Annotated in this window: 15 protein-coding genes; 8 read left to right on the top strand and 7 right to left on the bottom strand. The window is 57.0% G+C overall.

The features are described 5' to 3' along the window. Window positions 1-268 precede the first annotated feature (268 nt). The 4 genes from QRN31_RS07695 (at window position 269) to QRN31_RS07680 (ending at window position 2,746) form a co-directional block, all read left to right on the top strand. On the top strand, window positions 269-565 hold the full coding sequence (locus QRN31_RS07695) for a DUF6124 family protein (protein ID WP_285431326.1): 297 nt from the start codon (window positions 269-271) through the stop codon (window positions 563-565). Window positions 566-738: 173 nt separating this feature from the next. Then, window positions 739-1,980, top strand: a complete 1,242-nt coding sequence (locus QRN31_RS07690) for an S-type pyocin domain-containing protein (protein WP_285431191.1) — start codon at window positions 739-741, stop codon at window positions 1,978-1,980. Then, window positions 1,977-2,312: a hypothetical protein gene (locus QRN31_RS07685; protein WP_285431190.1), complete on the top strand. Its 336-nt coding sequence runs from the start codon at window positions 1,977-1,979 to the stop codon at window positions 2,310-2,312. The genes QRN31_RS07690 and QRN31_RS07685 overlap by 4 nt, the downstream gene beginning before the upstream one ends. Window positions 2,313-2,506: 194 nt before the next feature. Further along, window positions 2,507-2,746 carry a pyocin S6 family toxin immunity protein gene (locus tag QRN31_RS07680; protein WP_285431189.1) on the top strand — a complete coding sequence of 80 codons (240 nt, stop codon included), beginning with the start codon at window positions 2,507-2,509 and terminating at the stop codon, window positions 2,744-2,746. 99 nt (window positions 2,747-2,845) lie between these two features. Here the strand turns inward: QRN31_RS07680 and QRN31_RS07675 are convergent, their stop codons facing one another. The 3 genes from QRN31_RS07675 to QRN31_RS07665 form a co-directional block, all read right to left on the bottom strand. Then, window positions 2,846-3,184, bottom strand: coding sequence for an FKBP-type peptidyl-prolyl cis-trans isomerase (locus QRN31_RS07675; protein ID WP_285431188.1), 339 nt, complete (start codon window positions 3,182-3,184; stop codon window positions 2,846-2,848). Between the two features lie 71 nt (window positions 3,185-3,255). Further along, on the bottom strand, window positions 3,256-3,777 hold the full coding sequence (locus QRN31_RS07670) for a hypothetical protein (RefSeq protein WP_285431187.1): 522 nt from the start codon (window positions 3,775-3,777) through the stop codon (window positions 3,256-3,258). Window positions 3,778-3,808: 31 nt separating this feature from the next. Beyond that, window positions 3,809-4,531, bottom strand: a complete 723-nt coding sequence (locus QRN31_RS07665; RefSeq protein WP_285431186.1) for a hypothetical protein — start codon at window positions 4,529-4,531, stop codon at window positions 3,809-3,811. A 160-nt stretch (window positions 4,532-4,691) separates the two neighbouring features. Here QRN31_RS07665 and QRN31_RS07660 point away from each other — a divergent pair, with 160 nt between their 5' ends. Further along, a complete protein-coding gene (locus QRN31_RS07660; RefSeq protein ID WP_285431185.1) occupies window positions 4,692-5,765 on the top strand; it encodes a sensor domain-containing diguanylate cyclase in 1,074 nt (357 codons plus the stop codon). 5 nt (window positions 5,766-5,770) lie between these two features. Here the strand turns inward: QRN31_RS07660 and QRN31_RS07655 are convergent, their stop codons facing one another. Next, the gene (locus QRN31_RS07655; RefSeq protein ID WP_285431184.1) at window positions 5,771-6,235 is read right to left on the bottom strand and encodes a hypothetical protein; all 465 of its coding nucleotides are present in this window, start codon (window positions 6,233-6,235) and stop codon (window positions 5,771-5,773) included. A 100-nt stretch (window positions 6,236-6,335) separates the two neighbouring features. Next, window positions 6,336-6,644: an RcnB family protein gene (locus QRN31_RS07650; protein WP_285431182.1), complete on the bottom strand. Its 309-nt coding sequence runs from the start codon at window positions 6,642-6,644 to the stop codon at window positions 6,336-6,338. Window positions 6,645-6,910: 266 nt separating this feature from the next. Between QRN31_RS07650 and QRN31_RS07645 the strand changes: the two genes are divergently transcribed. Continuing rightward, on the top strand, window positions 6,911-8,203 hold the full coding sequence (locus QRN31_RS07645; protein WP_285431180.1) for an MFS transporter: 1,293 nt from the start codon (window positions 6,911-6,913) through the stop codon (window positions 8,201-8,203). 21 nt (window positions 8,204-8,224) lie between these two features. After that, window positions 8,225-9,001, top strand: coding sequence for a substrate-binding domain-containing protein (locus QRN31_RS07640; RefSeq protein ID WP_285431179.1), 777 nt, complete (start codon window positions 8,225-8,227; stop codon window positions 8,999-9,001). Here the strand turns inward: QRN31_RS07640 and QRN31_RS07635 are convergent. Continuing rightward, on the bottom strand, window positions 8,991-9,905 hold the full coding sequence (locus QRN31_RS07635) for a LysR family transcriptional regulator (RefSeq protein ID WP_285431178.1): 915 nt from the start codon (window positions 9,903-9,905) through the stop codon (window positions 8,991-8,993). The genes QRN31_RS07640 and QRN31_RS07635 overlap by 11 nt on opposite strands. Window positions 9,906-10,088: 183 nt before the next feature. On the opposite strand from QRN31_RS07635, the gene QRN31_RS07630 reads away from it, so the two are divergent. Further along, the gene (locus tag QRN31_RS07630) at window positions 10,089-11,900 is read left to right on the top strand and encodes a monovalent cation:proton antiporter-2 (CPA2) family protein (RefSeq protein ID WP_285431177.1); all 1,812 of its coding nucleotides are present in this window, start codon (window positions 10,089-10,091) and stop codon (window positions 11,898-11,900) included. Window positions 11,901-12,002: 102 nt separating this feature from the next. On the opposite strand, the gene QRN31_RS07625 is transcribed toward QRN31_RS07630, so the two are convergent. Beyond that, window positions 12,003-12,542 (bottom strand): hypothetical protein, encoded by a 540-nt coding sequence (locus QRN31_RS07625; protein WP_285431175.1) that lies wholly within the window; start codon window positions 12,540-12,542, stop codon window positions 12,003-12,005. Window positions 12,543-12,598 lie beyond the last annotated feature (56 nt).

The following is a 12,598-nucleotide window of genomic DNA, read 5'->3' as shown; positions in this document are numbered from 1 at the left end:
GAATCCGCTGGCTTGTGCGCTTTGGGGCTCGTCGGTAGTTTGATTTTCGTCACTGCTCATCAGTGATCGGGTCTGCAAGCCCGCAGGGGCTGAACGCATGGCAACGCCAAAAGGACGCTTTATTGTGTCCACTTGATGGCGGCTTTGCGCGGGAAACCCTCGGGGCTGCCGGGTTCCTTGGTTCCCCGGTCTTGCAGACCCGCGCATGGCCTCCACCCATCATCTGCAAGTGATGTTGGCAGCTCCCGAAGGACCAAAAAGCATCAGCATGTTTAAAGCAACACCAAATCCCCCGGAATCAGAAACCGATTCCCTCTCCGCCCTCAAAGCCGCCAAAACCCCGCGCAAACCCAGCACCATGTTCATGGTCGCTCCCGACATCGACACCGAAAGCCTGCTGGCCAACGCCTGCGAATCCATGGTCTCCGCCAGCGTCTTACTCAGCGACTTCGCCGACCTTCTGGAAGGCCCGCATCGCAATAAGATCCTAGGAATCGCGCAGATGGTCATGCTCGGCAAACTGGCCGTCTACCGGGCGCTGGATAATATCGATCCGCACGAATAGTGGGATATGCGGCGAGGGGCATGCCCTCTGGCCACAAAAGCTCTTTTTGACTAGCTGAAAGAGAGCAGCGCCATTTGTAACAACACCCAGAGTTTCAGAACAGTCCTACATCTATCAAATGCCCTTTGATTTAGCGTCCTGCATCGCTTTAAAAAGATGAAACAGGGACGCTCATGGTTCGTAAAACAGACATACCGCGTGTTCAAAACCCACCGTCAGGCGACGGGCACCACGTCACCAGCCGCTACATGACCACCACTGAACTGGCGGAGCGGGACGCCAGGCAAAAAACATATGAAGACATGTTGGCCCGACAACAAGCATACGAAGACCGCTTCATCAAACAACCTCAAAAACAGAACGTTTCCAGCTCCATGGGTTGTGTATTCGCTAAAAGCTGCAACCTGCCCAATGGCGTCATCAACCATGACAATCCTGCAGGGTTTGTCCCAGTTGAAAGACTTGCCGACTACGGAAAATTCTGCCTACTGGGTGGCCGCGAAATAGATGAGGCAGGAAACATCCCGCTCAAAACAATCAGCGGTAGCGCGCTGCCTGCGTCTTTGGGCTCGATTCTTTTGGGCCGAGTCGGTGTTGCTACCATGGGGACAAGCGCGGCTGGAACTGCCGGTGCAGTGACAAGTGGTGTTGCTGCTGGCGCATTGGTGGGAATGGTTGCACTGCTCTGGCCGTCGAGTCTCGGAGACAGCTCGCTATACACCGAAGAACATCTCAAGTCATTAAAGGAAGGCCGCACTCGTGTCCGACTGCATGTCGAACAACAGGCCGATGGCTCCCTAAAGGGATACGGATACAACACCCAAAAGCGCAGCGATTGGGAGCTGATTCCTGTCGTGCAGTTTGTAGCTCAAGGCTCTGAGCAAGTAGCTGACTTCGGACATGGGGCAACCCTGATATGGACGCCAGCCGTAAACCCGTCCGGCGCTTCAGGAATTCCAGCACTAGAAGGCGCACCACAACTCCCGCAGATCTGGATTTACCCGCCTACTGAGCAGGCAGATCAAATCATCGTTGATCCGATCTACCCTCCGGAATACAGGGACTTCATCCTAGTTTTTCCGGCTGATTCCGGTATTAAACCTCTCTATGTTGTCTTGGCGCTGGAGTTCGATGCAGCGAATTATCATGGCAAAACGGATACTCCAATAAAAAGTAAGGGGCCAACCAATGGACAAGAAACCCTAGAGAACTCAATTCAGGTAAAACCTACATCGCCACGCAGGATTGGTATAGACACCGATGCCAATGAGCTAGTTGTGTTTGACCGTACCGGAGGAGACGTTTACCACGGACACGTTAGACCTTGGGATAAACTCCACCAAGATATGAAAAATGCACTTATCAAAGCTAAGAGAGTAGACAACAAGGGCAATATTCTGGGGGTAAAAAAGTGAGCTTTCTCTATCAAGATCCATCGATGAGACACGAAAAAGCGACGCAACTTCTCGCTAGTGGCGTGGATACAGATGTTATCGCGGCATTGATCTCCATAGGCCTGAATGAAGTCGACAGAACCTGGGCTCAAAACACTTGCCTCCAGTACCTCACCAGCGAGACCGAATCGGTTGCCGCGTCCGCAATCACTGCTCTTGGTCATATCGCTCGCAGGCATGGTGACCTGGAGCTGGAGGCAGTCCTTCCGGCGCTCGAAATCGTGCAGAAAAAATTTCCTTCTCTGGAAGGAGTTGTCGCGGACACGCTTGACGATATTGACGCATTTACATGAACGGGCTGAGCAGTCAGAAAACTAATGTGGCGAGGGGCTAATCCTCTCGCCCGACAAAAGCGTTTGTTCACCTGGCAAGGCGAAGACAATGGGCCAACTGGAAAAAACTGCCCACATTTCAGAACCGTCCTACATCCATCCAATCCCTATTGATATAGCGTCCGCATCGCTTTGAAATCAATTGAGGGTTTTTCATGTTTTTATGGATAAGCGGGTTTTTGAAAGGTGATGAAGCGGGTGACTTCCTGAAATTCGAGCACACCGTTCAACCGGAGTATGAAAGCGCAGTAATGGATGCGTTCGGCTGGAACAGTCTTGATGAAGCGGCGGACGGCGAAACGCAGCTGACTGGTGAGCAAGCTCGAAAAATCGCTACAGTTCTCAATCAACAGCTACCGACAGAACTGGAGCTGTTCATCGGTGTACGGGAGTAGAATTTTGCTTCAATCAAACTCGATGTCAGGTTAGGCATCGCTAACCGCACCACGGGGCGATGCAGATATTCGGCATGCCCCGTCACTAAAACCACGCATTCAATCATCGCGCGTCAGCACTTCCAGCAATTCAATCTCGAAAATCAGATTCGAATTCGGTGGAATCGCGCCCATCGTGCGCTCTCCATAGGCCAGATGCGCCGGCACAAGCAGCTTGCGCTTGCCGCCGACGTGCATCCCCATGATCCCTTGATCCCAACCCTTGATGACTCTTCCCGTGCCAATCACACACTGGAACGGCTTGCCGCGGCTGTAGGAGGAGTCAAATTCAGTGCCGTCTTCCAACCAGCCACGGTATTGGGTGGTGATCAGCGCGCCTTTGACAGCGGCTTTGCCGTTGCCCGGTTCGAGGTCGATGATTTGCAGTTCTTCAGTCATGACAATGTTTTATCTGTTGGCGGTGTTCGAGGGACGTGGTTTTCCCAGAAAATCATCCGGCTGGCAACTCTTCACGCACCCGTGTCAGGGTTTGGCACCTGCGCCTCGACCTTTTTTTCTTCCTTGGCCTTGGCATCGACGGCGAAGTCCTTGCCGAAAATGGCTTCTGGGAAGATCCACTTGCCCAGGCTGCTTTTCTGGTCGGTGACAATGCCGATCTGGTCGCCTTTGTTGAAATCAAACCAATGAAAGTCTGTAAAACCTTTCAGGTCGAGGGTCTTGAGCATGTTCCCTTCCATGACTTCGATCTTCTTGTCTTTTGGGTTGACGCTGACCACTTCCAACGGAGAACGGGTGATCAGCGGTGGCGTCGCCACAAAAATCTCCTGGCTGGTCGTACACCGTTGACTGGTCGGCTGGATCTTGCCGTCCGCCGAACTGTGGGGCCGCTTGTCGCAATCGACGAAGATGCCCGAATGGTCCACCGTCTGGTTGCCCAGATATTGCTCGCCGTTGGGCATCAACAATATTTCTTCGCCCGTCGCCGCGCTGGTTAACACAACCAGCGACAGCACCATCATTCGTCTGGTCATAGCGCACCTGCCATACGTCCAGAGTGAGTCATTACAGGAATTTGTCAGAAAACAACGTTCGGGTTACCCGTGGCATGTTGGGAACGTCGATTTCAATATAAGTCACCTGCTTTTTCGGCACTTGATACACCGTGCCAAATGAATCGTAACGTTGTGGCCGATTATCGGTTTTCACCAGTACCTTTTGCACCAGCACGTAATAGGTCGCGGCTGTTTCAATCAGCAGCACCGCCTCTTTTACCCCGCCGTCCTTGCTGGCCGTGGCCATCATCAGCTCAGGCGGATAAACCTTTGCGTACTGTTCTTTGAAATGCAGGCGAATCGGGCGCAATACCCCGCCGTCGCGCACTTGCTGAGCCTGGAGAGTGCCGAAGTGCTCGGCCAGCACCGATGTGCCCCACAGGCCGGCAATCAGAAATACCGCAAACAACACTTTGTGCAGGAGGTAGCGAATGGGCTTCTCATCCCAAGACCAGCCGCTGTTCAGCAAGACATAAACGAAGGCGCCGCCGATCAGGTACCAGACACCAAACTGTTTCGCGACCGTCCAGGCAAACGCAAGATAGAAGTACAGCGAGATATCGAGCGACACCAACGGTATGCCGAACGTCTTGAAGTAATAAAACAGGTGCAGCCACGAATAAAAAAACAGATAAGCGCCAAACAGCAACGTCGGACCGCCGAAGTGAGTCGACAGTTGCGAACTCTCCGGCGCAGGCGGAGGCACAGCGGCAGATGCGTTGACCTGAGTCATGGTGATGATTCCCTGCCGGGCGGACGATCACGATGCTGATAGCGTGCCTATAAAGTCTAGCGTCCGCTGAAGAGAAAGCGACTGCTACTTGGCGCGCGTCTGAACTAATCTATGGGGCATCTCCCCTCACGGTTAACACACAAACGATGGCAACGCCTGAATGAGTTTCGTCTGGACCAGCGCCGCCATCGGCTCGGTGATGATTGCCCTGATCGTCGTGCTGATCTGCCGCGAGCGCTCGCTGCACAGGCAGCTGGCCGAGCAACGCGCATTGATCGCCACCCTGTCCGAGCGCCAGATCCCGCGCCAGGACGGTGATGCCGAACGCTTCAAGCGCAGCCAGTATTTCGCCCGCATCGGCACTTGGGACTGGGATGTCGACACCGATAAGCTCTACTGGTCGGACGCCATCTACGGCATGTTCGGCTTCAAGATCGGCGAGGTGACGCCCTCCTACGCACTATTTTGCGCCTGCGTACACCCCGATGACCGGGCTCAGGTGCGGGCCGGGGAACTGCGTTGCCTGCAAACCGGTGAAAACCATGATGAGGAATACCGCGTGGTCTGGCCCGACGGCACCATTCGCTGGTTGCGCGAGACAGGCAACGTGGTCAAGAACGACCATGACGCCACCGTCAAGATGATGGGGGTGGTGCGCGACATCACCGAGGAAAAAGCCTCGGCCAGCTACCTGCAACACCTGGCCCATTACGATCCGCTGACCGGCCTGCCCAACCGCCTGGTGCTCGAAGAACGCTTGTCCGACGCACTGGAACAGGCACGTATCAGCGCGACCCGAGTGGCGCTGGTGTTCGTCGATCTCAATGGTTTCAAGGCCATCAACGATCACTACGGCCATGCCGCGGGTGACCGGGTGCTGATCACGACCGCCACACGCCTGAAGAGAATCCTGCGCTCGACCGACACCGTCGCGCGGATCGGTGGCGACGAGTTCGTGGTGATCCTGCAGGGGCTGCCCCTGGGCATCAGTCTGCAGGATGAAGCGCGCAACATCTGCCAGAAAATCTTCGTCGAACTGTCACCGCCCATCACCATCGGCAATGACCAACGCCACATCGGCACCAGCCTTGGCGTCGCGGTATTCCCGGACCATGCGCCGAGCATGGACCGGCTGATTCACATCGCCGACCTGGCGATGTATGAGGCTAAACGCAGTGGGAATAATCAGTATCGGTTGGGCGATCAGACAGTGAGCCCTAGCAGGGTCGAATGAACCGCTCAGTCCCTGCTTTGCCCGTAAGGAATACCATTGAAGCTATGAGTGCAGCAGCGGCAGAAAGTGGTCATGTTTGCTGCAGTTAACTCGGGGGCGACTATTGCGAGCAAGCCCTGATCATCGACAAATAGACCGCTGAAGTAACTGGCTTCATCTGTCCTGATGTAATCCCGACGCTCACTTTCACACAGAGCAACCATCCAGAACACCGGTTCAGGCCGATCGAGCCGAGCTATCGCTTCACTAAAAACCTCACTCCATTGCCTGCCGACGCGTGACAGCAAAAACCGGAACAAAGGCGTGTAATCAAACCCGTGCCGGCGTTTTCCATGCATCGAAACCCGTACCGCATCACGGGCATTTGCAGCTTTGGTATGGCGTTGGTGGCGGTATTTACCCGCGTAATCGTTCCGCCGGACACCCCATGTACAGGTGTTGATCTTGCGGTAAAGGGGTTTCTTTTCCAACGAGTCGCTCCTGACATCCAGTCAACAAAATCGCCGCCGAGCTTTACCGCGCTCGTCAACGAATTCAACCAGCCTTCCATGGCTAATTGTTACGGGCCGCCTATCGCTCCACTGGCGTGATATCGACAATCGTCCCGTTGGTAATCATCACCATCATGTACTTGTCATTGATCTGCACCCATTGCGCCTGGCTTTTCGGGGCTTTGAGGCCCTTCTGTTTCCAGTTGCCCAAGGCTTTTTCGCTGCGTTGATAGATGTCCGGCGCGCGGTCGCCGACCACCAGCTTGCGGGAATTGTTGACGCCGGGCTGAACGGTTTTTTGGGGTGGGTCATCCGCTTGAACGATCGGGGCGATACCGGCCAGGCCGGCAACGAGGGCGAGGCTGGCGATAAGGGTCTTGTTGTTCATTGATGAACCTCCAGTAAATGCTTGGTAGCTGAAGTGGGACCGCCGAGACGCTCGATCATTCGAAAATTATTAGCCACGTCGAAATCGAAAACAGGCGCTACAGCGGCTACACGCCTATCTGCGCCTACCATTGATCCGCTTCACGCATTAATGCATGTCAACAATGCACTTATCATATCGATCCCCCTGATCCACCATTCGCCCCAATAAGAACCGTGCATTGCGTCCAGGCAATACACGTCATAAAAGCGGTGGAGTACTGATCAATGACAACATCAATCCCTTCCGGGCGCTCCCGCGCCAGTGCGATTTTCCGGGTCACCTCGGGCAACTTTCTCGAACAATTCGACTTCTTCCTTTTCGGTTTCTATGCCACGCAGATTGCTGCCGTGTTCTTCCCGGCCAGCAGCGAATTCGCCTCGCTGATGATGACCTTTGCGGTATTTGGCGCAGGCTTCCTGATGCGTCCGTTGGGTGCCGTGGTGCTGGGTGCTTACATTGATGATGTGGGCCGGCGCAAAGGATTGATTGTCACGCTGTCGATCATGGCCAGCGGCACGATCTTGATTGTGCTGGTACCCGGCTACGAAACCATCGGGCTGTTCGCTCCTGCCATCGTGCTGATCGGCCGACTGCTGCAAGGTTTCTCCGCCGGAGCGGAAATGGGCGGAGTCTCCGTGTACCTCTCAGAGATCGCCACGCCCGGCAACAAGGGCTTCTTCACCAGTTGGCAATCGGCCAGCCAGCAAGTGGCGATCATTATCGCCGCCGCGCTGGGGTATGGACTGAACCAGTGGATGGCGCCGGCGATGATTGCCGATTGGGGCTGGCGAATTCCGTTTTTCGTGGGTTGCATGATCGTGCCGTTCATTTTCTTCCTGCGCCGTAACCTGGAAGAAACCGAGGAGTTCACCGCGCGTAAACACCGTCCGAGCATGGGCGATGTGTTCCGCACACTGGCGCAGAACTGGGTGATCGTTTTCGCCGGCATGATGATGGTCGCGCTGACGACCACCGCCTTCTACCTGATTACCGTCTACGCACCGACGTTTGGCAAAACCGTGCTGCACCTGAGCACGTCCGATGCGTTGCTGGTGACCTTGCTGGTGGGTGTTTCGAACTTCTTCTGGTTGCCGATTGGCGGTGCATTGTCCGACCGGATCGGTCGTCGTCCGGTGCTGATCGCCATGGCGTTGTTGACCCTCGCCACCGCGTATCCGGCGTTGACCTTCCTGGTCAACGCGCCGAGCTTCATGCACATGCTGCTGGTATTGCTGTGGCTGTCGTTCATTTACGGCTTGTACAACGGCGCGATGATTGCGGCGCTCACGGAAATCATGCCGGTCGAGGTCCGGGTCGCGGGGTTCTCCCTGGCATACAGCCTGGCCACCGCAGTGTTTGGCGGTTTCACCCCGGCGATGTCGACCTTCCTGATTCAGTACACCGGCGACAAAGCCGCGCCCGGTTACTGGATGAGTTTCGCCGCGCTCTGTGCGTTGTGCGCGACGCTGTATCTCTACCGCCGCTCGACCGGTCGCCTGCAACCGGCGATGTCCTGAACCCTTCGAGAACACATGACCATGAAGAAACTATTCAATTTTGCTGCCCTGACTTTGCTGGCCAGTCTCGGTCTGAGCACCCTCGCCCAGGCCGAAGAGATCCGCGTGATGACGTCCGGTGGTTTCACCGCTGCCTATAAAATCCTCGGCCCGAAATTCGCTGCCTCCACGGGCAACACACTGGACACCGCCCTTGGCCCTTCGATGGGCAAGGCGCCGGAAGCGATCCCCAATCGACTCGCGCGTGGTGAGCAGGCCGATGTGGTGATCATGGTGGGCTACGCCCTGGACGACTTGATCAAGCAAGGCAAAGTCGACCCGGCGTCCCGGGTTGAACTGGCGGATTCACGAATCGGCCTGGTGGTGCGCGAAGGCGCGCCGAAGCCGGACATCAGTTCCGTCGACGGACTGAAAAAGACCTTGCTCGACGCGAAGTCCGTGGCCTATTCCGACAGCGCCAGCGGCGTGTACATCGAGGAGCAACTGTTCAAGCGCCTGGGCATCGAGGATCAACTCAAACCCAAATCGAAGATGATTCCAAAAATCCCGGTCGGTTCGGTGGTTGCCACGGGCGATTACCAACTGGGCTTCCAGCAAGTCAGCGAACTGCTGCCCGTGCCGGGGGTGAGTTTTGTGGCGAAAATTCCGGAGTCGGTGCAATCGGTGACGCGTTTTGCGGCCGGCATTCCGGTGGGCGCGCAGCACCGGGAGCAAGCCAAGGCGCTGCTTGAATACCTGGCCTCCTCGGCTGCTCAGTCGGACGTGAAGGCCACCGGGCTGGATTCGGTCAGCCGCTGACCGCGGACGGCTGGACTTTCATCTCCACCACCAACCGTTCCAGTTCCAACGCCGCCGGGGTCAGGGTTCGACCCCGGCGTTTGATCAAGCCGACACTGCGCATCACCTGCGGATTGGTCAGCGGCACCCGTGTCAGAATCGGGTGATCGGCCGCCGGCATCGCCATCAACGGCACCGCCGCCACGCCCAACCCCGCCTCCACCAGACCGATCATCGTCGTCACATGGCGGGTTTGGCAGATACTCGGCCGCTGCGGGACAATACCGACCAGCGCCTGATCCAGCAAAAAGCGATTGCCGGACGTCTTGTCCAGCGAGATGTAATCCTGCTGATAGAACTCATCCCAAGTCACGCTGCTACGCCCCGCCAGCGGGTGATCGCGACGACAGGCCACCACATACTCTTCCTGCACCAATGGTTCGAACTCGACTTCGGCCTCCAGTGTGCCCATGAAACTCAGGCCGAAATCCGCCTCGCCATTGACCACCGCGCCAAGCACGTCGTGAGCGCTGGAATCCAGCACTTTGACTTTGATCCGGGGAAATTGCCGGTGGTAACGGGCGATCACTCGCGGCATAAAGTAATACGCCGCCGACGGCACACACGCGACCGTGACATGGCCGAGTCGGGTCGAAGCGACTTCGCTGATACCCAGCAGCGCGATGTCGAGATCATCGAGCAGGCGCTCGACACTCGGCATAAAACCGCGCCCGGCCTGGGTCAGGCTGACCTTGCGCGTGGTGCGCTCGAACAAGCGTACGCCGAGGGCGTCTTCCAGTTTTTCGATGCGTCGGCTCAGTGCAGGCTGGGAGATACGCACGGTGTCGGCGGCCTTGCGAAAACTGCCCTGCTCGACCACGGCGCGAAAGGCTTGCAGATCGTTGAGGTCGAAGTTGATGGCCATAATGCGTACTCGGGGAACAGGCAGATTGATTAGCTTATCCTATGAATGTAACTAATTGATGCTAACTGTAACCAGATTCAACTGGCCTTCACTGCAAGCTGAAACGCTTCATGTTCAGGCTGACGCCTGAGGCCTCAGCCTTTATCCTTGTCGCCCCGCCGTATCGAGTGTCTGGAGTTCGTCATGCCCCACGAAGGCAACCTTTTACAAGCCGCCGTTGTTTTTCTGTTCGCGGCCGTGCTCACCGTACCCTTGGCCAAACGCCTGCAACTGGGGGCCGTGCTGGGTTATCTGTTTGCCGGGGTGATCATCGGGCCGTCGGTGCTGGGGTTGATCGGTAATCCGCAGAGCGTCAGCCATATCTCCGAACTGGGCGTGGTGTTGCTGCTGTTCATCATTGGCCTGGAATTGTCACCGCGCCGCTTGTGGGTGATGCGCAAATCAGTGTTTGGCGTGGGACTGGCGCAGGTGCTGCTGACGGGTTCGGTGATCGGCGTGCTGGCGCTGTTTGTCTTCGGCCAACCCTTGAACACCGCCATCGTACTCGGCCTTGGCCTGGCGTTGTCTTCCACCGCGTTTGGCCTGCAAAGCCTGGCCGAGCGCAAGGAGCTGACCAGTCCTCACGGTCGCCTGGCGTTTGCGATCCTGCTGTTCCAGGACATCGCCGCGATCCCGTTGATCGCCATGGTGCCGCTGCTGGCGGGTGGCGATCACACCTCCACCGCTGCCGACGACTTGAACCACGGTTTGCGGGTACTGGGCAGCATTGCGGTGGTGGTGGTCGGCGGACGGTATCTGTTGCGACCGGTGTTTCGCGTGGTGGCCAAGACCGGATTGCCCGAGGTTTCCACAGCGACCGCGTTGCTGGTGGTGATTGGCACGGCGTGGCTGATGGACCTCGTCGGTGTGTCCATGGCCCTTGGCGCATTCCTCGCCGGGTTGCTGCTGGCGGACTCTGAATACCGCCATGAACTGGAAGCGCAGATCGAGCCTTTCAAGGGCCTGTTGCTAGGGTTGTTTTTCATCAGCGTCGGCATGGGCGCCAACTTGAGTCTGCTGCTCAGCGCGCCGATCACGGTGTTGGGGCTGACCCTGCTGCTGATCGCACTCAAATTGCCGCTGCTGTTTGTGGTCGGTCGACTGGCCGGTGGCTTGGGCAAGGTCAGTGCGATTCGCCTGGGCATCGTGCTGGCGGCCGGTGGTGAATTTGCGTTTGTGGTGTTCAAGATCGGGCGCGACCAGGGGCTGTTCGAGCCGCGCCTGTACGACTTGCTGGTGCTGACGATCACCTTGTCCATGGCAGTGACGCCGCTGTTGTTGCTGCTGTGCGCGCGGCTGTATACGCCCAAGGTGCAGCCCGTCGAGGTGCCGGAGAAATTTCGCGACATCGACACCGACGCGCCGCGCGTGGTGATTGCCGGCATGGGCCGGATGGGGCAGATCGTGGCGCGGATTCTGCGCGCACAGAACATCAAGTTCGTGGCGCTGGACACCTCGGTGGAAACCATCGAACTGTCGCGCAGTTTCGGCGGCGTCCCGGTGTTCTACGGCGACCCGATGCGCCCGGAAATTCTCAGCGCGGCCAAGGTCGAGCAAGCGGAATACTTTGTCATCGCCACCGATGATCCGGACACCAATATCAAGACCGCCGAGGTGGTGCAAAAGCTGTATCCGCACATCAAGATCATCGCCCGGGCCCGTAACCGTCAGCATGTGCACCGGCTGGTGGACCTTGGCGCCGAGGCGATTCGGGAAACCTATTATTCGAGCCTGGAAATGAGTCGGCGCACCTTGGTCGGTCTCGGACTCACCCAAGCGCAGGCCGATGCGCGGATCAAGCGCTTCAAGCATCACGATGAACAAGTGCTGGAAGCCCAGCATGCGGTGTATGACGATGCGGCGAAGGTCTTGCAGACGGCACAGGAAGCGCGGGCGGAATTGGCCAGATTGTTTGAGGCGGATCAGATGGAGGAGCGGGAAGCGGGTAAGGTTTGAGTCTTGTGGCGGCAGGTCTGTCGCCATCGAGGGCAAGCCCGCTCCCACAGGGATTTGTGTCGATCACAAGAACCCGGTGGGAGCTGGCCCCTACCTCGTCAATCAGTTGGAGAACACGTACTGTCCCTTGAGCTTTTTCGAACCCACAAAGCCCAGGTCCGGGAACAACAGGTTTTTGATCCACGTGGCAAAAAACACCATGCCCAGGGTGATCGCCACGCCGACCACGGTCATCACCGGGTCTTCTTCATATCCCTTGAACATTCGCGAGATTTGGCTGACGCTCAGAATCATGTAGATCGTGTAGGCCTTCGCCGAGCTCTTGTAAAAACCCCACGCAAATGCCAATGGCACCAGCCCCGCAAAGAGCGTGAAGAACACCGCTGCACCGGGCCCGATCATCAAACCCATGAAAAAACTGGTGACCGCGCCCAGCAATGCCTGGACACAGGTCAATGCAATCAGAACGTTGACCTTGCCTGAATGCTTTTCGCGCAACGCCGGATCCGGCCTGGCTCCAATCCAGTAAGCCAGCACCCGGTCCTTGACCGCCCCACCCGAAAACGCCTTGAAGGTCTCGGTTTTTGAACGCCCGGCTTCCAGCATTTCCACCAGTTGCCGTTTAATTTCCTTTTTGTCCAACGTACTTCTCTCCTGGGCAACCCAAATCAAAAATGTGCGAGCAAGCTTGCTGCCGC

It is taken from the genome of Pseudomonas sp. fls2-241-R2A-110 (genome assembly GCF_030209165.1).
GTDB lineage: Bacteria > Pseudomonadota > Gammaproteobacteria > Pseudomonadales > Pseudomonadaceae > Aquipseudomonas.
This window is presented reverse-complemented; position numbering and strand designations above follow the sequence as displayed.